General features: G+C 53.5%; 21 protein-coding genes. 9 read left to right on the top strand and 12 right to left on the bottom strand.

All coding sequences use genetic code 11. The features are described from left to right. The first annotated feature begins 7 nt into the window (after positions 1 to 7). From tdcB to ACJ9N4_RS16290, 7 genes are all read left to right on the top strand, one after another. Positions 8 to 997: a bifunctional threonine ammonia-lyase/L-serine ammonia-lyase TdcB gene (gene tdcB, locus ACJ9N4_RS16320; protein ID WP_182272732.1), complete on the top strand. Its 990-nt coding sequence runs from the start codon at positions 8 to 10 to the stop codon at positions 995 to 997. A gap of 9 nt (positions 998 to 1,006) precedes the next feature. Then, the gene (tdcC, locus tag ACJ9N4_RS16315; RefSeq protein ID WP_182272731.1) at positions 1,007 to 2,338 is read left to right on the top strand and encodes a threonine/serine transporter TdcC; all 1,332 of its coding nucleotides are present in this window, start codon (positions 1,007 to 1,009) and stop codon (positions 2,336 to 2,338) included. Between the two features lie 30 nt (positions 2,339 to 2,368). Next, on the top strand, positions 2,369 to 3,577 hold the full coding sequence (tdcD, locus tag ACJ9N4_RS16310) for a propionate kinase (RefSeq protein ID WP_182272730.1): 1,209 nt from the start codon (positions 2,369 to 2,371) through the stop codon (positions 3,575 to 3,577). A gap of 15 nt (positions 3,578 to 3,592) precedes the next feature. Beyond that, a complete protein-coding gene (gene pflB / locus ACJ9N4_RS16305) occupies positions 3,593 to 5,887 on the top strand; it encodes a formate C-acetyltransferase (RefSeq protein ID WP_182272729.1) in 2,295 nt (764 codons plus the stop codon). A gap of 153 nt (positions 5,888 to 6,040) precedes the next feature. Further along, positions 6,041 to 6,451: a Spy/CpxP family protein refolding chaperone gene (locus ACJ9N4_RS16300; protein WP_182272728.1), complete on the top strand. Its 411-nt coding sequence runs from the start codon at positions 6,041 to 6,043 to the stop codon at positions 6,449 to 6,451. A gap of 263 nt (positions 6,452 to 6,714) precedes the next feature. Beyond that, entirely contained in the window at positions 6,715 to 8,046 is a 1,332-nt protein-coding gene (locus tag ACJ9N4_RS16295; protein ID WP_182272727.1) for an amino acid permease, read from the top strand. Positions 8,047 to 8,067: 21 nt separating this feature from the next. Then, a complete protein-coding gene (locus ACJ9N4_RS16290; RefSeq protein ID WP_411500647.1) occupies positions 8,068 to 9,369 on the top strand; it encodes a serine dehydratase subunit alpha family protein in 1,302 nt (433 codons plus the stop codon). Between the two features lie 55 nt (positions 9,370 to 9,424). Here ACJ9N4_RS16290 and ACJ9N4_RS16285 read toward each other — a convergent pair whose 3' ends face one another. Next, a complete protein-coding gene (locus ACJ9N4_RS16285; protein WP_182272725.1) occupies positions 9,425 to 10,126 on the bottom strand; it encodes a pirin family protein in 702 nt (233 codons plus the stop codon). A 104-nt stretch (positions 10,127 to 10,230) separates the two neighbouring features. On the opposite strand from ACJ9N4_RS16285, the gene ACJ9N4_RS16280 reads away from it, so the two are divergent. After that, positions 10,231 to 11,133, top strand: a complete 903-nt coding sequence (locus ACJ9N4_RS16280; RefSeq protein WP_014171734.1) for a LysR family transcriptional regulator — start codon at positions 10,231 to 10,233, stop codon at positions 11,131 to 11,133. 41 nt (positions 11,134 to 11,174) lie between these two features. On the opposite strand, the gene ACJ9N4_RS16275 is transcribed toward ACJ9N4_RS16280, so the two are convergent. From ACJ9N4_RS16275 to ACJ9N4_RS16225, 11 genes are all read right to left on the bottom strand, one after another. Then, positions 11,175 to 11,540 (bottom strand): DUF805 domain-containing protein, encoded by a 366-nt coding sequence (locus ACJ9N4_RS16275; protein ID WP_182272724.1) that lies wholly within the window; start codon positions 11,538 to 11,540, stop codon positions 11,175 to 11,177. Between the two features lie 106 nt (positions 11,541 to 11,646). Continuing rightward, entirely contained in the window at positions 11,647 to 12,633 is a 987-nt protein-coding gene (locus tag ACJ9N4_RS16270) for a glutathione S-transferase family protein (protein WP_182918989.1), read from the bottom strand. A 71-nt stretch (positions 12,634 to 12,704) separates the two neighbouring features. Further along, positions 12,705 to 13,097 carry a DoxX family protein gene (locus tag ACJ9N4_RS16265; protein ID WP_182272722.1) on the bottom strand — a complete coding sequence of 131 codons (393 nt, stop codon included), beginning with the start codon at positions 13,095 to 13,097 and terminating at the stop codon, positions 12,705 to 12,707. A gap of 652 nt (positions 13,098 to 13,749) precedes the next feature. Further along, positions 13,750 to 14,046, bottom strand: a complete 297-nt coding sequence (locus ACJ9N4_RS16260) for a YqjK-like family protein (RefSeq protein WP_182272721.1) — start codon at positions 14,044 to 14,046, stop codon at positions 13,750 to 13,752. Then, positions 14,043 to 14,441 (bottom strand): phage holin family protein, encoded by a 399-nt coding sequence (locus ACJ9N4_RS16255; RefSeq protein ID WP_182272720.1) that lies wholly within the window; start codon positions 14,439 to 14,441, stop codon positions 14,043 to 14,045. Before ACJ9N4_RS16255 ends, ACJ9N4_RS16260 begins: the two co-directional genes overlap by 4 nt. 1 nt (position 14,442) lies before the next feature. Next, the gene (locus ACJ9N4_RS16250; protein ID WP_182272719.1) at positions 14,443 to 14,748 is read right to left on the bottom strand and encodes a YqjD family protein; all 306 of its coding nucleotides are present in this window, start codon (positions 14,746 to 14,748) and stop codon (positions 14,443 to 14,445) included. A 29-nt stretch (positions 14,749 to 14,777) separates the two neighbouring features. Continuing rightward, on the bottom strand, positions 14,778 to 15,146 hold the full coding sequence (locus tag ACJ9N4_RS16245) for a DUF1090 domain-containing protein (protein WP_182272718.1): 369 nt from the start codon (positions 15,144 to 15,146) through the stop codon (positions 14,778 to 14,780). A gap of 143 nt (positions 15,147 to 15,289) precedes the next feature. Further along, positions 15,290 to 15,673, bottom strand: a complete 384-nt coding sequence (mzrA, locus tag ACJ9N4_RS16240; protein WP_182272717.1) for an EnvZ/OmpR regulon moderator MzrA — start codon at positions 15,671 to 15,673, stop codon at positions 15,290 to 15,292. A gap of 2 nt (positions 15,674 to 15,675) precedes the next feature. Next, complete coding sequence (gene yqjA, locus ACJ9N4_RS16235; protein ID WP_182272716.1) at positions 15,676 to 16,338, bottom strand: DedA family general envelope maintenance protein YqjA; 663 nt, start codon at positions 16,336 to 16,338, stop codon at positions 15,676 to 15,678. 344 nt (positions 16,339 to 16,682) lie between these two features. Next, a complete protein-coding gene (gene exuR / locus ACJ9N4_RS16230) occupies positions 16,683 to 17,459 on the bottom strand; it encodes a transcriptional regulator ExuR (protein WP_411500646.1) in 777 nt (258 codons plus the stop codon). A 123-nt stretch (positions 17,460 to 17,582) separates the two neighbouring features. Then, entirely contained in the window at positions 17,583 to 18,881 is a 1,299-nt protein-coding gene (locus ACJ9N4_RS16225) for an MFS transporter (RefSeq protein WP_182272714.1), read from the bottom strand. 474 nt (positions 18,882 to 19,355) lie between these two features. Between ACJ9N4_RS16225 and uxaC the strand changes: the two genes are divergently transcribed. Next, positions 19,356 to 20,768, top strand: coding sequence for a glucuronate isomerase (gene uxaC, locus ACJ9N4_RS16220; protein ID WP_411500645.1), 1,413 nt, complete (start codon positions 19,356 to 19,358; stop codon positions 20,766 to 20,768). The last annotated feature ends 10 nt before the right edge of the window (positions 20,769 to 20,778 follow it).

The raw sequence follows: 20,778 nt of genomic DNA, 5'->3' as shown, positions 1-20,778 counted from the left end.
GGATATTATGCACATTACCTACGATCTCCCGGTGACAATTGAAGATATTCAGGATGCCAGAAAACGACTGGCGGGAAAAATATATAAAACAGGTATGCCGCGTTCAAATTATCTCAGCGAGCGTTGTAAGGGTGAGATATTCCTGAAATTTGAAAATATGCAGCGTACCGGCTCTTTTAAAATACGCGGTGCGTTTAATAAATTAAGCTCGCTGACCGATGCTGAAAAACGCAAAGGTGTGGTGGCCTGCTCGGCCGGGAACCACGCACAGGGCGTGTCGCTCTCCTGCGCGATGTTGGGTATCGACGGCAAAGTAGTGATGCCGATGGGTGCGCCGAAATCCAAAGTCGCGGCAACCCGTGACTACTCGGCAGAAGTAGTGTTACACGGCGAGAACTTCAATGACACCATCGCTAAAGTGAGCGAAATCGTTGAGATGGAAGGGCGCATTTTTATTCCACCCTATGATGATCCTAAAGTGATTGCAGGCCAGGGCACTATCGGTCTGGAAATTCTCGAAGACTTGTACGACGTTGATAACGTGATTGTGCCCATCGGTGGTGGCGGTTTAATTGCCGGGATTGCGACAGCCATTAAATCCATTAACCCAACCATCAATATTATCGGCGTGCAGTCTGAAAACGTTCACGGCATGGCGGCATCGTATTATGCCGGGGAAATCATGACCCACCGTGTGACGGGAACATTAGCAGACGGTTGCGATGTTTCTCGCCCGGGTAATTTAACCTTCGAAATTGTTCGTGAATTGGTCGATGACATTGTGCTGGTCAGCGAAGACGATATTCGCAACAGCATGATTGCCCTCATTCAGCGAAATAAAGTGGTGACGGAAGGTGCTGGTGCGCTGGCCTGTGCCGCGTTATTAAGCGGCAAGCTCGACCACTATATTCAGGGGCGTAAAACCGTCAGCATTATTTCCGGCGGCAATATCGATCTCTCCCGTGTTTCCCAAATCACCGGCTTCGTTGACGCATAAGGATGACCTATGAGCAACACTGAAAGCATTATCGTTGGCCAGACAAAAACGTCGACCTGGCGTAAGTCTGATACCACCTGGACGCTCGGCCTGTTTGGTACCGCAATCGGTGCCGGTGTGCTGTTCTTCCCTATTCGTGCAGGCTTTGGCGGCTTGATCCCTATCCTGCTGATGCTGCTTCTCGCGTTCCCAATTGCGTTTTACTGCCACCGTGCGCTGGCCCGTCTGTGTCTGTCCGGGAGCAACGTCTCCGGAAATATCACCGAAACGGTGGAGGAGCACTTTGGTAAGACCGGTGGGGTGGTGATCACCTTCCTCTACTTCTTTGCGATTTGCCCACTGCTGTGGATTTACGGTGTCACCATTACCAACACCTTCATGACCTTCTGGGAAAACCAGCTCCAGATGCCAGCGCTGAACCGTGGCTTTGTGGCACTGTTCCTGCTGCTGCTGATGGCCTTTGTCATCTGGTTCGGTAAAGACCTGATGGTGAAGGTGATGAGCTTCCTGGTGTTCCCGTTTATCGCCAGTCTGGTGCTGATTTCCCTGTCGCTGATCCCTTACTGGAACTCCGCAGTTATCGACCAGGTCAACCTGAGCGATATCACCTTCACCGGCCATGACGGCATTCTGGTGACGGTCTGGCTGGGGATTTCCATCATGGTCTTCTCCTTTAACTTCTCACCTATCGTCTCCTCATTTGTGGTCTCTAAACGTGAAGAGTACGAGCCGGAGTTTGGTAAAGAGTTCACCGAGCAGAAATGTTCCAAAATCATTGGTCGCGCCAGTATGCTGATGGTGGCGGTGGTGATGTTCTTCGCCTTTAGCTGCCTGTTTACGCTCTCTCCGCAGAACATGGCGGACGCCAAAGCGCAGAACATTCCGGTACTTTCTTACCTGGCGAACCACTTCGCATCGATGTCGGGTACCAAATCTACGTTCGCTACGATTCTGGAATATGGTGCATCCATTATCGCGCTGGTCGCTATCTTCAAATCTTTCTTCGGCCACTACCTGGGCACCCTGGAAGGGTTGAACGGCTTGATCCTCAAGTTTGGTTACAAGGGTGATAAGAAGAAAGTCTCCCTTCGCAAACTGAACACCATCAGCATGATTTTCATCATGGGTTCGACCTGGGTTGTGGCATATGCCAACCCGAACATTCTCGACCTTATCGAAGCTATGGGCGCACCAATAATCGCTTCTCTGCTGTGCCTGTTGCCGATGTATGCCATCCGTAAGGCACCGGCGCTGGCGAAATACAAAGGCAGAACCGAGAACATCTTCGTCACGGTTGTCGGCCTGCTGACCATCCTGAATATCGTTTACAAACTGTTCTAAATCATTGCTCAGGAAGAGCGGAGTAACACCATGATTGAGTTTCCGGTTGTACTGGTTATTAACTGTGGATCGTCCTCTGTTAAGTTTTCGGTACTCGATGCCAGCAACTGTGATGCCCTGATGACGGGGATTGCAGACGGTATCAACACTGAAAAAGCCTTTATTTCCGTGAATGGGGGTGAGCCAGTCACGCTGGCTCACCATGACTACGAAGGGGCGCTGGCTGCCATCGCCCTGGAGCTGGAGAAACGCGATCTGATGAGCAGCGTGGCCTTAATTGGCCACCGCATTGCCCACGGAGGCGAACTTTTCAGCGAGTCGACCCTTATCACTGAACAGGTTATCGAACAGATCCGCCAGGTTTCCCCACTGGCTCCATTGCACAACTACGCCAACCTAAGCGGTGTGGAAGCCGCTGAGCGCCTGTTCCCGGGCATTCAGCAGGTGGCTGTGTTTGACACCAGCTTCCACCAGACGCTGCCGCCGCATGCCTGGCTGTACGGGTTGCCGTACCGCTATTTTGAAGAGCTTGGCGTGCGTCGCTACGGTTTCCACGGCACGTCTCACCGCTACGTTTCCGGGCAGGCACATTCGTTGCTTGGGCTTTCGCCTGAGGACAGCGGGCTGGTGATTGCTCACCTCGGCAACGGGGCGTCCATCTGCGCGGTGCGCAACGGCGAAAGCGTGGATACCTCAATGGGGATGACGCCGCTGGAAGGACTGGTGATGGGCACGCGTTGTGGCGATGTGGATTTTGGTGCGATGGCGTGGATTGCTCAGCAGACCGGCCAGTCGTTCGAGGATCTGGAACGCGTGGTCAACAAAGAGTCTGGCCTGCTTGGGATCTCCGGGCTTTCCTCTGATTTACGAACCCTGGAAAAAGCCTGGCATGAAGGTCATCAGCGCGCGCAGCTCGCAATCCGCACCTTTGTGCACCGTATTGCGCGGCATATTGCCGGTCACGCGGCATCGCTGCACCGTCTGGATGGTGTGGTGTTTACTGGCGGCATTGGTGAGAACTCAAAACTTATTCGCGGGCTAGTGGCTGAGCACCTGAAGGTCTTTGGTATCACCGTGGATGAAGCTAAAAACGCTCTGCCAGGCAGCGCGGGTGAGCGCGTGATTACCACCGATTCGTCCCGCGTGGCCTGCGCGGTGATCCCAACCAACGAAGAAAAAATGATCGCACTGGACGCCCTCCGTCTTGGGAAGGTCACACCGGCTGCGGCTTACGCCTGATAAAGCGAGAATGTCATGAAAGTAACTATTGATACAGGCGTCGCGCCTTATAGCGACGCATGGGCCGGGTTTCGCGGTGAAGAATGGAAAGACGCCGTTAACGTGCGCGATTTTATTCAGCGTAACTACACCCCTTATGAAGGCGATGAAGCTTTCCTCGCGCAGGCGACGCCTGCAACGACGGCGCTGTGGCAAAAGGTGATGGTTGGCATTCGCCAGGAGAATGCCACCCACGCCCCGGTGGATTTTGACACGAACGTTGCCACCACCATTACTGCCCACGGGCCCGGGTATATCGACGAAGGGCTGGAGACGATCGTCGGCCTGCAAACCGATAAACCGCTCAAGCGTGCCCTGCATCCGTACGGTGGGATCAACATGATCCGCAGCTCCTTCGAAGCCTATGGCCGTGAGATGGATCCGCAGTTTGAATACCTGTTCACTGACCTGCGTAAAACCCACAACCAGGGCGTGTTTGACGTCTACTCACCGGAGATGATGCGCTGTCGTAAATCGGGCATATTGACCGGCTTGCCGGACGGCTACGGACGAGGGCGTATCATCGGTGATTACCGCCGCGTGGCGTTGTATGGCATCAGCTATCTGGTACGCGAGCGTGAACTTCAGTTTGCCGATCTTCAGCCGAAGCTGGAGCGTGGTGAGGATCTGGAAGCCACGATCCGCCTGCGCGAAGAGCTGGCGGAACATAAGCGTGCGCTGCTGCAGATCCAGCAGATGGCATCGAACTATGGCTTTGATATTTCACGCCCGGCAATGAACGCCCAGGAGGCGGTGCAGTGGGTTTACTTTGCCTACCTTGCTGCCGTGAAATCACAAAACGGCGGGGCGATGTCACTGGGGCGTACTGCCTCCTTCCTTGATATCTACATTGAACGTGATATGCAGGCCGGACGCCTGAATGAGGCACAGGCGCAGGAACTGATCGACCACTTCATTATGAAGATCCGCATGGTGCGCTTCCTGCGTACGCCGGAGTTCGACACGCTCTTCTCCGGCGATCCGATCTGGGCAACGGAAGTGATTGGCGGTATGGGGCTGGATGGCCGCACGCTGGTGACGAAGAACAGTTTCCGTTATCTGCATACGTTACACACGATGGGGCCTGCACCGGAGCCCAACCTGACGATCCTCTGGTCCGAACAACTGCCTATCGCCTTCAAAAAATATGCTGCACAGATGTCTATCGTGACCTCGTCTCTGCAGTATGAGAACGACGATCTGATGCGTGTGGATTTCAACAGCGATGACTATGCCATTGCCTGCTGCGTCAGCCCGATGGTGATCGGCAAGCAAATGCAGTTCTTTGGTGCGCGAGCCAACCTCGCGAAAACGCTGCTGTACGCGATTAACGGCGGGGTGGATGAGAAGCTGAAGATCCAGGTCGGGCCGAAAACCGAGCCGTTGATGGACGATGTGCTGGATTACGACACTGTGATGGCAAGTCTCGATCACTTTATGGACTGGCTGGCGGTGCAGTACATCAGCGCGCTGAATCTCATTCACTATATGCATGATAAATACAGCTACGAAGCTTCATTAATGGCGCTGCACGACCGGGACGTTTACCGCACGATGGCCTGCGGTATCGCCGGGCTGTCAGTGGCGGCAGATTCGCTGTCGGCCATTAAATATGCGACGGTGAAGCCGGTGCGTGACCATACCGGTCTGGCGGTCGATTTCGTGATTGAAGGAGACTACCCGCAGTACGGTAACAACGATGACCGCGTGGACAGCATTGCCTGTGACCTGGTAGAGCGCTTTATGAAGAAAATTCAGGCGCTGCCAACCTACCGTAACGCAGTGCCGACCCAGTCGATCCTGACCATCACCTCGAACGTGGTCTACGGTCAGAAGACCGGGAACACACCGGATGGACGTCGGGGCGGCACACCGTTCGCGCCGGGGGCAAACCCGATGCACGGGCGTGACAGGAAAGGGGCAGTGGCCTCGTTAACCTCGGTCGCTAAGCTGCCGTTCACCTACGCGAAAGACGGTATCTCCTATACCTTCTCGATTGTGCCGCAGGCGCTGGGTAAAGATGAGATGGTACGTAAAGCCAACCTGGTGGGGCTGCTGGACGGTTACTTCCACCATGAAGCCGCCATCGAGGGTGGGCAGCACCTGAACGTCAACGTCATGAACCGGGAAATGCTGCTGGATGCCATTGAACATCCTGAAAATTATCCGAACCTGACCATTCGCGTTTCAGGGTATGCGGTACGGTTTAATGCGCTAACGCGCGAGCAGCAGCAGGACGTGATTTCGAGGACGTTTACCCAGTCGATCTGACGTAAGTCAGGCACCATGCCCCCTTCCAGTCAGGGGGCATTTTTTTGCCCGCTAAACATACAAAATTGTTTATATAATTACTCACACATATTCATCCGCTCTTGAAAAACAATACTCCTGCTTTTTCCTATAACAGAATGTAAGGACAGTAAGATGATGAAAATGACCCGTATTACTTTGGTTGCTGCGTCACTGGCGGTGTGCAGTTTTACAGCGCAGGCGGCTAATGTTGAAGCTGCCCCATCACCGTCGCAGGATCCGCTGGTACAACACCTGAAGCTGAGTAACGAGCAGGTGAAGAAAATCGAAGACCTGCATAAGACGCTTGAACAAAACGTCAGTAAGATCCCGATGACCGGTGTAAAAGATGGCGCGTTGATTGACATGTTCCAGGCCGGAAAATGGGATGAAAGTACGGTGAAAAACCAGCTTGCCGCCTTCAGCAAAATTGAAGAGCAGACCCGCTATTACCGTGTGAAATACTACTTCGACGTAAGCCAGGTGCTGACGCCGGAACAGCGCAAACAGGTGAAAACCGATATGGCTAACGCGCTGGCCGACTGATGTGATGCCCGCGCGTGGCGCGGGTTTTTATTTCTTGATCGTCATCACTTTTAGAAAAAATACGTCCTTTCCACTTATAAAGAAGTAAATTTTCCTCCCATAACAGAAAGTCCTTATAAAAATTGTGACTTTTTTCTCCCTCTCTCCGGATATGATCTTTTCACTCCAATAACAACTACCTGCAGCAACCTGGCTCACAATCGCTGGTGAACAGAACCTCATAAAAATAACGGTTTACCCTACACAAAATAAGCGAGTGCCTTATGGATACGGCAACAAACAGCAGTGTGATTGTGAATGATTCCCCCGCGGCAAGGCGGGCAGGGATGAGTGAAAGTGAATGGCTGGAAGCCATTAAATTCGACAGCACCGACACGGGCTGGGTCATCATGAGTATCGGGATGGCCATCGGCGCGGGGATTGTTTTTCTCCCGGTGCAGGTTGGCTTAATGGGGCTGTGGGTGTTTTTACTCTCGTCGATAATTGGTTATCCGGCCATGTACCTGTTCCAGCGCCTGTTTATTAATACGCTGGCGGAATCACCGGAATGCAAAGATTACCCGAGCGTTATTAGCGGCTATTTGGGTAAAAACTGGGGCATCTTATTAGGGGCGCTCTATTTCGTGATGCTGGTGATCTGGATGTTTGTCTATTCCACCGCCATCACTAACGACAGCGCCTCCTATTTGCACACCTTTGGCGTGACAGACGGTTTGCTTTCTGAAAACCCGTTCTACGGTCTATTCCTGATCTGTATTCTGGTGGCAATCTCTTCGCGTGGTGAAAAGCTGCTGTTTAAAGTTTCCAGCCTGATGGTGCTCACTAAGCTGTTTGTGGTGGCAGCACTGGGGTTATCGATGATTGGCCTCTGGCATTTAGCCAATGTGGGCATGCTGCCGCCGATGGGGCTGCTGGTGAAAAATGCCATTATTACGCTGCCTTTTACCTTAACCTCGATCCTCTTTATTCAGACATTAAGCCCGATGGTTATTTCCTATCGTTCACGGGAAAAATCCGTCGAGGTCGCGAGACATAAAGCCCTGCGGGCGATGAACATTGCCTTCGGCGTGCTGTTTGTGACGGTCTTCTTCTACGCGGTCTCCTTCACCCTGGCGATGGGCCATGACGAAGCGGTCAAAGCCTATGAGCAAAATATTTCGGCACTGGCGATCGCGGCACAGTTTATCAGTGGTGATGGTGCAGGTTGGGTCAAAATCGTCAGCGTGATCCTCAATATTTTCGCGGTGATGACCGCCTTCTTCGGTGTGTATCTTGGCTTCCGCGAGGCAACGCAGGGCATTGTGATGAACATCCTGCGCCGCAAAATGCCAGTAGAGAAAATCAATGAAGGTACCGTACAGCGCGGCATCATGTTGTTCGCCATCCTGCTGGCCTGGAGCGCGATTGTGTTAAACGCGCCAGTGCTGAGCTTTACCTCCATTTGTAGCCCTATTTTCGGGATGGTGGGTTGTTTAATTCCAGCGTGGCTGGTCTACAAAGTCCCTGCATTGCACAAATATAAAGGCGTGTCGCTGGTGATTATTGTTATTACCGGACTGCTGCTTTGTGTTTCTCCTTTCCTCGCATTTTCCTGAGGTGTAATTAAGGTCGTAACGATGTCTGAGCAAACTAATCCTTTATGGAACCATTTTATTCGCGCGGTGCAGGAAGAGGTAAAACCTGCTCTGGGGTGTACTGAGCCGATCTCTCTGGCGCTGGCATGTGCCACTGCTGCTGAGCTGCTGCCCGGTAAGGTGACGAAAATTGAGGCGTGGGTATCACCGAACCTCATGAAAAACGGGCTTGGCGTAACGGTACCGGGTACCGGCATGGTTGGGTTACCTATCGCGGCGGCACTGGGGGCAACGGGCGGTCATGCACAGGCTGGGCTGGAAGTGTTGAAAGGTGCCTCAACCGAGGCGCTGGCACAGGCTAAAGCTCTGCTGAACGAGGGAAAGGTGCAGGTGAAACTGCAGGAGCCTTGCGATGAGATCCTCTATTCCCGCGCCTGTGTGTACGCCGGAGATGCCTCGGCAATGGTGACCATCGCCGGGGGACATACGCGGATTGTGGAGATCCTCTGCCAGGGCGAAACCCGCTTTATCCTTGATGAACAGCCGCAGAACGCTGACAGCGATCCCCTGGCGGTGCTCTCGCACGCCACGCTTTTACAGATCATCGAGTTTGTGGAGCAGGTTCCCTTTGAGGCTATCCGCTTTATTCTGCAGGCGGCACAGCTGAATGATGCCCTTTCCCGCGAAGGGTTAAGCGGAAACTGGGGGCTCCACATTGGTGCGACGCTGCATAAACAGCGCTCGCGTGGATGGGTGGCTCAGGATGTGGGTTCAGACATTGTCATCCGCACCAGTGCGGCTTCGGATGCCCGCATGGGCGGGGCGGTACTCCCGGCAATGAGTAACTCCGGTTCGGGTAATCAGGGGATCACGGCAACGCTGCCCGTGGTTGTCGTGGCTGAACATATTCAGGCCGATGACGAAAAACTGGCGCGGGCGCTGATGCTCTCCCATCTGTCGGCAATCTATATCCATTACCAGCTTCCGCGGTTGTCGGCGCTGTGTGCGGCCACTACCGCCGGGATGGGGTCTGCTGCAGGGATGGCGTGGCTGATGGGCGGGGGGTATCAGACAATCTCGATGGCGATTAGCAGTATGATCGGCGATGTCAGCGGGATGATCTGCGACGGTGCCTCCAACAGCTGTGCGATGAAGGTTTCTACCAGCGTTGCAAGTGCCTGGAAAGCGGTGATGATGGCGCTGGATGATACTGCGGTGACGGGCAACGAAGGGATTGTGGCACATAGCGTGGAGCAGTCTATCGCCAACCTGTGTGCGCTGGCGTGCCGCTCGATGCAGGCTACGGATAAGCAGATAATTGAAATCATGGCGAGTAAGGTGTAGCGAGTTTCCCCTCGCCTTAACCCTCTCCCCAAAGGGGAGAGGGTTAAGGTTTTTATTAAACCGGCAAATCAATCAACAGCGCGCGCAGCGGTGTGTCGGCCACCAGGGTAATATTCGCTTCATCGCGAATAAATGCGCCATCACCGCAGGTCAGCGCTTCTTTCTCTTCCGTGTGCGTCACCGCATGCACTGTGCCGTGAATCGACTGCAAATAGGCTCGTGGGCCGTGAAGCTGGAAGCTGGCCTGCTCGCCTTCCTTCAGTTCGATATGGTGCAGCCACACCTGCTGACGCAGTTGCAAACTGCCTTTGCTGCCATCGGGTGATGCAATCAGCTGCTGTTTATCGTTCGTCAGATCTATCTTTTGCACTGGCGGGTTTTCCCGCTCAGGGCAGGCATCCAGCCACAGCTGCATACGGGTCAGTGTTTTCTCTTTGCTGAGGTTATGCTCGCTGTAGCTCATACCAGGCTGTGTGGAAATTAATAATGCTTCGCCAGCCTTTGCCTGGACATGATTGCCCTCGCTATCGCGGTATTCTGCCTCGCCTTCCAGGATCAGGTTCAGGATATCGACTTTCGGGTACGTACGCGGCTGGAAGGCACTGCCCGGGGCGAGCACCTCCTGATTCAACACGCGCAATGAGGCGTAACCGAGGAGTTTCGGGTCAAAGTAATGTCCAAAGGAAAAGGTGTAGCGGGCCTGCAGCCAACCGAAATCGGCTTGTCCGCACTGTTTAGCTGTTCTTGTCGTAATCATAAACTTGACCTCTCTTTACACTAAAACAATGGTAAAGGTATGGACGCTTCATTGTTAGCCAGATATTCTGCCGGGTATGTTCAAATTTCCTGAATGAGAACGAGATGGCTAAAGAGAGAGCATTGACGCTTGAGGCGCTTCGCGTCATGGACGCAATTGACCGACGCGGCAGTTTTGCTGCTGCGGCAGATGAACTGGGGCGCGTTCCATCTGCGCTGAGCTACACGATGCAGAAGCTGGAGGAAGAGCTGGATGTGGTGCTCTTTGACCGCTCCGGTCATCGAACAAAATTCACCAACGTTGGCCGGATGCTGCTGGAGCGCGGTCGTGTGCTGCTGGAAGCGGCAGACAAACTGACTACCGACGCCGAAGCGCTGGCGCGCGGCTGGGAAACCCATCTGACGCTGGTCACCGAAGCACTGGTACCGACCGAGGCGCTGTTCCCACTGGTGAACCGGCTGGCAGATAAAGCCAACACCCAGTTGTCGATCATCACGGAAGTGCTGGCGGGAGCCTGGGAGCGCCTGGAGACGGGCAGGGCGGATATCGTTATTGCGCCGGACATGCACTTCCGTTCGTCGTCTGAAATTAACTCCCGCAAGCTCTACAGCGTGATGAACGTTTATGTTGCCGCACCAGATCACCCCATTCACCAGGAGCCAGAGCCGCTTTCAGAAGTCACGCGCGTGAAGTATCGCGGTGTGGCGGTGGCGGATACGGCCCGTGAGCGCCCGGTATTAACGGTACAGCTGCTGGATAAACAGCCGCGTCTGACGGTAACGTCCCTGGAAGATAAGCGCCAGGCGCTACTTGCCGGGCTGGGTGTGGCGACGATGCCTTACCCGTTTGTTGAAAAAGACATTGCTGAAGGGCGGCTGCGTGTGGTGAGTCCGGAATACACCAGTGAAGTGGATATCATCATGGCGTGGCGGCGCGACAGTATGGGTGAAGCCAAGTCGTGGTGTCTGAGAGAAATACCGAAGCTCTTTGCGCATCACAACAAATAAGCGTGCAGGCCCGGTAAGCGTAAGCGCCACCGGGCATCATGCTATGCGCTGATCTTAGAGTCAGGCCCAAAGCGGTTTTCACCTGGCGTGCCGGACTGACAGTTGAAGATCAAAATGATGATCCAGCCCACAACCGGGATCAACACCAGCAGTAGCCACCAGGCCGAACGATCGGTGTCGTGTAGCCGTCGGAACAGTACCGCCCATGATGGCAGCAAAACCAGCAGACCATAAATGGTGGTGAGCACGCCTTCGCCTCCCGCCCGTTCCCAGCCGAGAATTTTATCGACGATACTCAGCACGACGATAAGGATGAAGTTCACCAGAACGAACATCCAGTACTCTTTGCGGCGGGCGCGGCCACCAAATCCAATGTAGTTGCGCAGTACTTTTAGATACCAGTCCATTTTCCTTGCCTCAATAGTCAGACAATCACTTGTTTTGTAAGCAATCAAAGTAAGGATAGATGGGGATTGTGAATTAAAAAAGGGCATCAATTGATGCCCTGAATATTTATCTGAAACGGACGTCCCGGCCGTGCGGTTCATCCAGATCCTGCCACGGGCCAATGGAGATAATGCCCGTCGGGTTAATGGTTTTATGGCTGCGGAAATAGTGGGTGCGGATATGGTCAAAATTGACCGTTTCGGCAATGCCCGGCATCTGGTAGATGTCACGCAGGAAACCATACAGGTTCATGTAATCACTGATGCGATGCTTATCGCACTTAAAGTGGGTGACATACACCGGATCAAAACGCACCAGCGTAGTCCACAGGCGGATGTCCGCTTCTGTCAGACGATCGCCCGTCAGATAGCGGTGCTGGCCGAGGATCTGCTCCAGACGACCCAGCGATTCAAACACTTTCCCGACCGCTTCGTCGTAGGCTTCCTGGCTGGTGGCAAAACCGGCTTTGTACACGCCGTTGTTGACGTTGTCGTAGATCCAGCTGTTCAGCGAGTCAATCTTATCGCGTAGCTCAACCGGATAGTAATCCCCGGCGCGGGCACCGTGGGCATCAAATGCGGTGTTGAACATGCGGATGATTTCCGCTGACTCATTGCTGACGATGGTCTGATTTTTTTTGTCCCACAGAACCGGCACGGTAACGCGCCCGGTGTAGTGCGGGTCAGCGCGCAGATAGAGCTGGTAGAGAAAATCGTGGTGATAAAGGTCATCGCCCGTCGCGGCAGGGAAATCACTGTCAAACGTCCAGCCGTTTTCCAGCATCAGCGGGTTCACGACGGAAACCGGAATTAAGGACTCCAGGCCTTTAAGCTTACGTATAATCAGGGTGCGGTGTGCCCACGGGCAGGCGAGGGAAACATAGAGGTGATAACGGTCTTTCTCAGCCGCAAAACCCCCTTCGCCACCTGGACCCGGGGCTCCATCAGCGGTCAGCCAGTTGCGGAAGACCGAAACAGAGCGTCTGAAGCGTCCGCCGGTGGATTTGGTGTCATACCAGACATCCTGCCAGACGCCGTCTACGAGTTGTCCCATTTTTCTTTCCTCCGTCAGATAAGCAAAAGCGAGGAGATGTCTCCTCGCTTTGTTCATTGATTATAGCGTGCTTACCATTTCTTATTCAGAACGCGGTCAATGCTGTATGCGCCTGGGCCCGTCACTGCCAGCAGCAGGAAACCGCCTGCGATGGTCAGGTTTTTCATGAACATCAGGGAGTTCACACCTTCCGCAAAGTTGCTGTGGAAGAGGAACGCCGTCAGCACGGTGAAACCTGCAGTAAACAGTGCCGTGGTACGGGTCAGGAAGCCGAACAACACTGCCAGGCCGCCGCCGAACTCAAGCAGGATGGTCAGTGGCAGCAGGAACCCCGGCACGCCCATTGCTTCCATGTATTGTTGGGTACCCGCATAACCGGTGATTTTGCCCCAACCTGCAACGATGAACAGAATTGGCATCAGAATGCGTGCTACCAGTACACCAACATCTTCTAATTTTTTCATTTTACTCTCCAGGAAACCACATCAGCGGCTGAACTTCATTTGTGTGCAAATTCGGGTAGATACCGTGTCTTTGCTGTCGATGGAGAGAATCATAAACGTGACGAATGACAATTGTTAGCAAGGAAAACTGTCAATCTTTTTCAAAGATATTGAGTAAGGGAACGTGCGCGCGGGTGTCCTCACCCCAACCCTCTCCCACAGGGTTGAGGGATCCCCACAAATTACAGGTTGGCACAGAATACCCCCTCTCCCTTGAGGGAGAGGGCTGGGGTGAGGGGGAACATAAAGCAGTAGTGGTTATTCCGTTCACTTTATGTTGATTGCTGCTCTGTAACGACGACACAGGTGAACGTGCCAGGGCGGTTCACCGCCACCGCCCTGGCAACCCGGGCTCCCGGCAGGAAAATCGCCGCTGCGCGGTACCCTCAGCTTATTCCTTCAGGCTTCGGGTCGGGCATCCCTGCGCCTCGCCCCGGCCTTACGGAAACGCTTCGGCGATTTTCAGCCGGACCATGGAGTCGCTATAAGTCTTATATTTCAATGAAATAGTTTAATTGCTTAAGAAGAACAAAATTACTGGGGAACCCTCAGCCCACAGGAAGGGGGCGCAAAAACAAAAAACGGTAACCCAGGTTACCGTTTTTTGTTTTTATCACCGCAGTTGTTGCTGACGAATAGCGGCTTTCACCAGACGCCAGGTACTCCAGATGCCAAAGCCGCGGCGAGTCCAGCGGATGAGCTTGCGCGGGTGACGAACGCCCCAGATAGCCATGATACTGGTACCGGCCAGCGTCCAGGTGCGCAGGTTCAGGAAGGTATTCCAGCCACGATCGAGCGGTCGCGTGGCGTCTATCCAGTCACGGCGACTGGCTGACAGATCCAGTCGCTGCTGTTGGATCTGTCTTAACAGCAGTGCTTTGCGTTTCTGGCGTTCGACGTTGTCGCTCACGGCTTGTCATCCTCCAGCAGGGTGCGATCGTTGGCCAGCTCCTGACGCGTGTGACGCAAGAGGGTCGATTTACGCGCCTTGCGTAGCGTCCAGATACCACCGATCAGTGCCGCTGTCAGCAAAACCACTGTCGTGGCAATCATCGCATTCAACCGATACTGAGGGTCGATGGCCCAGATGAGTAACACCATCAGGCTCATCAGACCAAACGCAGCAAAAAGCAGGGTCAGCCCGAGCATCAGCAGGATCTGGACGAGATTGGCTTTCTCCTCCTCCAGTTCAACCACTGCCAGCCGAATGCGCGTTTCAGCAATGCCGACCAGTGTTGTTAATATCCGCTGGCCGATGCCGAGGATATTTTTAGCAGGCCCTTGTGTGTGACGAGGATCTTCCATATCAGCGACGCGTGAGCAGGACACCCAGCACCACACCAATTGCGGCACCAATACCTACACCCGTCCACGGGTTATCGCGAACATATTCGTCTGCGCGTGCAGCGGCTTCACGGGTCTGTTTCGCCAGCGCATCACCTGTTTCACCCAGACGGTGGCGGCTTTCTTTCAGCGCCTGCTCTGCTTTGCTGCGCAGTTTACTGACCTCTTCTTTCGATTTATCGGTAGAGGAGTTCAGCACCTCTTCCAGAGTGTCCGCCAGGGATTTTAGTTCAGCGCGCAGATTTTCTGAGGTCGTATCTTTTGACATGATTCTCTCCTGTTGAGATTTCCGTTAACTCAATAATCGCGAGCTTCCAGCGCTTTCAGTTCGTCCTGCGCTTCTTTCAACTTCTTCTCGCGCTTAGCAATTTTTTCCGCATCCCCTTTCTCTTTCGCTTCCTGCAGGTCGTGGCGGCGCTCCGCTACCTCGTCCTTTTGTTCAGCGATTTTTTTCCGGTGGTCGGCACGCAATTGGTTGTCTGAGCAGTTGGTCTTCACTTCGCTCAACGCTTTTTTCAGACCTTCAACACGGTGCTGATTATTATGCTTTTCGGCATAACTGATTTCACGCTGTATATCCTGTTCTTTCTCCTGACAGAGAGAATTTGCGAAGGATGCCGTGCTTAAAGAAAAAAGGGCCAGAGCCAGAGTCATGCGGAATTTCATTATCGAAACCTTCCATTGTGTTACGGCGAGAGCCGTTATCCAGAATGATGCGGAGAACATTTGAGGGGTGCTCCGCGTACTTAAGCATAGTAAGTAAACGGGGTAATCACCAAAGTGAGTGAAAAGATTCGGGATCCTGGTAATTATCCAAACCGATGTGACGTGTCGCGCAACAGTGACAGCCAGGTCGTTGACTGGCTGTCATCATCCTGTTGGGCAATGATATACCCGTGCGGCAGCGTACGGTCGAGGACGATTTTCGCCGCGGCACTCTGCGCACTGGAGTCAAACTTGATCAGCAATACGTCGTCCTTTGGGGTGATGCTCTTAAAGCTGATCCCATTGGCATCCAGATGATGCCAGACAGAAAACCCGTCAGGTGCGCTGGTTCCCTGATTCACAGAGCGAATGGCCAGCGTAGACTCCTGATGTGAAAACGCAGCCCAGATCAGGAGCATGGCGCTGATCATCACCAGCACAATCATGGCAAAGGAAAAACGACGCAGGGAGAGACGGGAGATAACCATTGTTAACCCCTGGCTCCGTATTTCTTTTTCCACAGCACCACCAGCGAACCGATCAGACCAAAGACCAGCAGGACAACCGGCAGCAGCATCAGGCAGGACATCAGTTGGTCTTCATATTTCATGAATACCGGGGTTTTGCCGAGTGCGTAACCCAGCGTTGTCAGGATCACAACCCACAGTAGGCCGCTCATCCAGTTAAAGAACTGGAAACGGGTGCTGCTCAGCCCGGAAAGCCCCGCGATGGTTGGCAGCAAGGTTCGCACGAAAGCAATAAAGCGGCCAATCAACAGTGCAGAAAGCCCGTGCTTATGGAAAAGATGGTGCGCCCGCTGGTGATAGTGTGCAGGAAGATGGGAGAGCCAGTTTTGCACAATCCGCGTGTTGCCAAGCCATCGCCCCTGAATATAGCTCACCCAGCAGCCGAGACTTGCGGCGACGGTCAGTAAGAAAATGGTCTGCGGAAACGCCATCGCCCCTTTGGCACACAGCACGCCCACCAATACCAGCAAGCTGTCGCCGGGTAAAAAGGCAGCAGGAAGCAAGCCGTTCTCAAGGAACAGGATCATAAACAAGACGAAATAGAGCATGCCAATCATGGAAGGGTTGGCCAGCGTTTCGAAATCCTGAGCCCAGAGGGCATGCAGTAGTTGGGTCAAAAGTTCCATTCAGTGTTCCTGGAAATCGTTTAACGTCACGCCCGTTCTTCGGGAAAACAACACGGCGACATTGTTGTGATTTCATTATGGTCGCTCGCGGACACAATCGTGTGTGGCCAGAACTGTTCCCTGTAAAAATGGCGGGTAAGCAAGCACTAACTTATAAAAAAACAAATTGAATCTAATTGTAACAAAGCCCAACGTTCTGCGTCACAGATTTTGCATGGGGCGCAATGATTTTGGCTTAAGCCATGAAGGGGAGCGAGGGGATTTACAAAGGCTGACACTATATATGTTTGCTTACCCACCTGCACCGGAAGGCGCAACAATGCGCCTGCCAGCGAAGAAGGAAACTATTTTGCCAGACTGGATGCCGTATCGAGGTGAACGACAGGATTATCAGCAAAAAGGTAACGGTCAGCGTTGAATTCGAAGTCGTCACTGGTTTCGTTGAACAGCATCTGTTTGGTGTTTTCCAGGTGCTGCCACATGGCCAGTTTGGCGGCATGCGGATCTTTGCGAATCAGCGCTTTAAGGATCTGATCGTGGTCGTCACACCAGTTGTCGACAGTGCGTGAATCAATGTGATCGTGCAATTTCTTCCAGTACGGGTTGTGAACGCGCTGAGTCCACATTTTTTCGACAATTGCTGCCAGCGCCGTGTTTTGTGTAGCCAGAGCCACCTGTACGTGGAACTGGAGATCCCACTCTGAATCGCGGAAACATTTTTCCTTGCGTGCGTTCTCCTGGATCTCCATCAGCTTCATGATGTCCTGTTTGGTCACCTGGGTTGCCGCAAATTCCGCAATATTGCTTTCGATCAACTGGCGAGCCTGGAGCAACTCAAACGGACCATAGCTGGCGAATTCCAGACTTTCATCCGGTGTGAGGGAATATTTTGGCTGACTGGAAATCACATGAATGCCGGAACCTTTACGCACTTCAACGTAGCCTTCCACTTCCAGCATGATGATGGCTTCACGCACCACGGTACGGCTCACGCTCTTTTCATCGGCAATAAAGCGCTCAGCGGGGAGTTTATCACCGACAAGATAGACACCTTGCTCGATGCGATCTTTCAGCTCGGCAGCAAGTTGCTGATATAAACGACGTGATTCGGTGATTTCCATATGCGCTCCAGGCAGGGTACGACGGATGATTTGTTATACCACTTTTGCGTACCAGTCTCCATATTTTGCCATGAAAAAAGCCGCCTGGTGGCGGCTTTCGTGTTGTCGTTACCGGGGGAAACGCTAACTCTGCGTGAGCGGCTTTCCGACGGACTCTTCCTGCAACTCTTCAGCTGATTTGCTTTTCAGCACCGTCCAGATAACCACCGCACCTAACAGGTCGAAGACAGCCAGCACAGCGAACAGTGGGCTGAAGCCGATGGTATCTGCCAGCGCACCCACCACCAGAGCAAACAGGGTACTTGCTGTCCACGCGGCCATACCGGTCAGGCCGTTTGCCGTTGCCACTTCATTGCGGCCAAAGACGTCAGAAGAGAGTGTAATCAGCGCGCCGGACAGTGACTGGTGAGCGAAGCCACCGATACACAGCAGAGCGATAGCGATATAAGGGCTGGTGAACAGGCCGATCATGCCTGGGCCAATCATCAGCAACGCCCCCATCGTGACCACCATTTTACGGGAAACGATCAGGTTCACGCCAAACCAGCGCTGGAACAGCGGTGGCAGGTAACCCCCAACGATACAACCGAGGTCGGCGAACAGCATTGGCATCCAGGCGAACATGGCAATTTCTTTCAGGTTAAAGCCGTAAACTTTAAACATGAACAGTGGGATCCAGGCGTTAAACGTACCCCAGGCCGGTTCTGCCAGGAAACGTGGCAGCGCGATCCCCCAGAACTGACGGGTCCCCAGGATCTGCCGGACAGACATTTTTTTGCCGTTGTTGGTCTGATGCTGAGATTCCTGGCCACCAATGATGTAGTCACGTTCTTCAGGAGACAGTTTTTTCTGATCGCGTGGGTGCTTGTAGAAAACCAGCCACGCCATTGCCCATGCAAAGCTCAGGACGCCAGAGATGATGAATGCCATCTGCCAGCTGTGCATCACGATAGCCCATACCACCAGCGGCGGCGCAATCATCGCACCGATGGAAGAACCCACATTGAAATAACCGACGGCGATAGAACGTTCTTTTGCCGGGAACCACTCGGAACTGGCTTTCAGGCCAGCCGGGATCATTGCGGCTTCTGCTGCACCGACCGCACCACGTGCCAGCGCCAGGCCACCCCAGCTTCCTGCCATTGCGGTTGCACCGCAGAAAATCGCCCATGCTACGGCGAAGAAGGCATAGCCGATTTTGGTGCCCAGGATATCAAGGACATAGCCCGCAACAGGCTGCATAACTGTGTAAGCCGCGGAGTAAGCAGCAATAATGTAGGAGTATTGTTGCGTGGAGATATGTAATTCTTCCATCAACGTTGGCGCTGCTGCTGCTACGGTGTTACGTGTCAGGTAGCCCAGCACGGTACCTAAGGTCACCAGTGCGATCATGTACCAACGTAACCCTTTAATTTTACGCATGTAAAACCTCATCGTTATGTTATTTCCGCACCGGAGCACGGCAATCGCTCAACCATTTCCAGGGGCGACTGTTAACGGGAGGGGCGTAACCGGAAAAATACCGGCATAGCCCGAACCTTGGCATAAGTCATCGTGCATAAATTGGTATCCGTACCGTTAAGTCCGGTGTATCTGACACCGGGAATGCATTTCGTCGGCTTATATCTTGCGACGGCAAAAAGATAACTTGTCATACAACTTTAAAAGGTGAGTGACATCACAATTGCTGGAATATTTGTAGGGACATTCTGACGTGCAAGGGAAGCCAGCAATGGTGCGGCCTTCAGACTGGTTTGCCTCTTTAGGGGTAAATTATTTGTCGACGTTTATTGATCTGACTCACGAAAAAAACTACGGTCTCTGGAAATTGGTGTGATAACTTTGCAGCATCTGAACATTAAGCTTTCTGACGCTCTCGTTAAGAGGAAGACGATAATGACCCCGTTTATGACCGATGATTTCCTGTTAGATACCGAATTTGCTCGCCGCCTGTACCACGACTACGCAAAAGACCAGCCGATTTTCGACTACCACTGCCATTTACCGCCGCAGCAGGTTGCCGAAAATTATCGTTTTAAAAATCTGTATGACATCTGGCTGAAGGGTGACCACTACAAATGGCGCGCAATGCGTACCAACGGTGTGGCTGAGCGGCTGTGTACTGGTGATGCCACCGACCGCGAGAAGTTTGATGCCTGGGCCGCAACCGTTCCACACACCATCGGCAACCCGCTATACCACTGGACGCACCTCGAACTGCGTCGTCCGTTCGGTATTACAGGCAAGCTGCTTTCGCCCGCGACAGCCGACGACATCTGGGCGCAATGCAACGAATTGTTGGCGCAAGACGCCTTCTCTGCGCGCGGCATCATGAAGCAGATGAACGTGAAAATGGTGGGCACGACCGACGATCCAATCGACTCACTGGAGCACCACGCGGTGGTCGCCAAAGACACCTCTTTTGATATCAAAGTGCTGCCGAGCTGGCGTCCGGATAAAGCCTTCAATATTGAGCAGGCCACCTTTAGCGACTACATGGCGAAGCTGGCGGACGTTTCTGATACCGATATTCGTCGTTTCGCAGACTTGCAGAGCGCGCTGATCAAACGTCTGGATCACTTTGCGGCGCACGGCTGTAAGGTGTCCGACCACGCGCTGGACGTGGTGCTGTTTGCGGAGTCAAACGAAGCCGAGCTGGACACTATCCTGGCGCGTCGTTTATCCGGTGAGTCCCTGAGCGAGCATGAAGTAGCGCAGTTCAAAACGGCGGTGCTGGTGTTCCTCGGCGGGGAATACGCGCGTCGCGGCTGGGTGCAGCAGTATCACATTGGTGCGCTGCGTAATAACAACCAGCGTCAGTTCAAACTGTTGGGCGCGGACGTGGGCTTCGACTCCATCAACGACCGTCCAATGGCGGAAGCACTCTCCAGGCTGCTGAGCAAACAGAACGAGCAAAACCTGCTGCCGAAAACCATCCTCTACTGCCTGAACCCGCGCGATAACGAAGTGCTGGGCACGATGATTGGTAACTTCCAGGGGGAAGGGATGCCGGGCAAGATGCAGTTCGGCTCTGGCTGGTGGTTCAACGATCAGAAAGACGGCATGGAACGTCAGATGACGCAGCTGGCGCAGCTTGGCCTGCTCAGCCGTTTTGTCGGTATGCTGACCGACAGCCGCAGCTTCCTCTCTTATACGCGCCATGAATATTTCCGCCGCATTCTGTGCCAGATGATAGGCCGCTGGGTGGCTGCGGGCGAAGCCCCGGCGGATATCCAGCTGCTGGGCGAAATGGTGAGAAACATCTGCTTTAACAATGCGCGTGACTACTTCGCCATTGAACTGAACTAAGGTTGTCTGA

Source organism: Enterobacter sp. LM3, assembly GCF_046622475.1.
In the GTDB taxonomy this organism is placed as follows: Bacteria; Pseudomonadota; Gammaproteobacteria; order Enterobacterales; family Enterobacteriaceae; genus Enterobacter; species Enterobacter cloacae_P.
This window is presented reverse-complemented; position numbering and strand designations above follow the sequence as displayed.

Coding starts and splice junctions, on each gene's coding strand:
- tdcB (WP_182272732.1), top strand. CDS start 8: ATGCACATTACCTACGATCTCCCGGTGACAATTGAAGATATTCAGGAT.
- tdcC (WP_182272731.1), top strand. CDS start 1,007: ATGAGCAACACTGAAAGCATTATCGTTGGCCAGACAAAAACGTCGACC.
- tdcD (WP_182272730.1), top strand. CDS start 2,369: ATGATTGAGTTTCCGGTTGTACTGGTTATTAACTGTGGATCGTCCTCT.
- pflB (WP_182272729.1), top strand. CDS start 3,593: ATGAAAGTAACTATTGATACAGGCGTCGCGCCTTATAGCGACGCATGG.
- ACJ9N4_RS16300 (WP_182272728.1), top strand. CDS start 6,041: ATGATGAAAATGACCCGTATTACTTTGGTTGCTGCGTCACTGGCGGTG.
- ACJ9N4_RS16295 (WP_182272727.1), top strand. CDS start 6,715: ATGGATACGGCAACAAACAGCAGTGTGATTGTGAATGATTCCCCCGCG.
- ACJ9N4_RS16290 (WP_411500647.1), top strand. CDS start 8,068: ATGTCTGAGCAAACTAATCCTTTATGGAACCATTTTATTCGCGCGGTG.
- ACJ9N4_RS16285 (WP_182272725.1), bottom strand. CDS start 10,126: ATGATTACGACAAGAACAGCTAAACAGTGCGGACAAGCCGATTTCGGT.
- ACJ9N4_RS16280 (WP_014171734.1), top strand. CDS start 10,231: ATGGCTAAAGAGAGAGCATTGACGCTTGAGGCGCTTCGCGTCATGGAC.
- ACJ9N4_RS16275 (WP_182272724.1), bottom strand. CDS start 11,540: ATGGACTGGTATCTAAAAGTACTGCGCAACTACATTGGATTTGGTGGC.
- ACJ9N4_RS16270 (WP_182918989.1), bottom strand. CDS start 12,633: ATGGGACAACTCGTAGACGGCGTCTGGCAGGATGTCTGGTATGACACC.
- ACJ9N4_RS16265 (WP_182272722.1), bottom strand. CDS start 13,097: ATGAAAAAATTAGAAGATGTTGGTGTACTGGTAGCACGCATTCTGATG.
- ACJ9N4_RS16255 (WP_182272720.1), bottom strand. CDS start 14,441: ATGGAAGATCCTCGTCACACACAAGGGCCTGCTAAAAATATCCTCGGC.
- ACJ9N4_RS16250 (WP_182272719.1), bottom strand. CDS start 14,748: ATGTCAAAAGATACGACCTCAGAAAATCTGCGCGCTGAACTAAAATCC.
- ACJ9N4_RS16245 (WP_182272718.1), bottom strand. CDS start 15,146: ATGAAATTCCGCATGACTCTGGCTCTGGCCCTTTTTTCTTTAAGCACG.
- mzrA (WP_182272717.1), bottom strand. CDS start 15,673: ATGGTTATCTCCCGTCTCTCCCTGCGTCGTTTTTCCTTTGCCATGATT.
- yqjA (WP_182272716.1), bottom strand. CDS start 16,338: ATGGAACTTTTGACCCAACTACTGCATGCCCTCTGGGCTCAGGATTTC.
- exuR (WP_411500646.1), bottom strand. CDS start 17,459: ATGGAAATCACCGAATCACGTCGTTTATATCAGCAACTTGCTGCCGAG.
- ACJ9N4_RS16225 (WP_182272714.1), bottom strand. CDS start 18,881: ATGCGTAAAATTAAAGGGTTACGTTGGTACATGATCGCACTGGTGACC.
- uxaC (WP_411500645.1), top strand. CDS start 19,356: ATGACCCCGTTTATGACCGATGATTTCCTGTTAGATACCGAATTTGCT.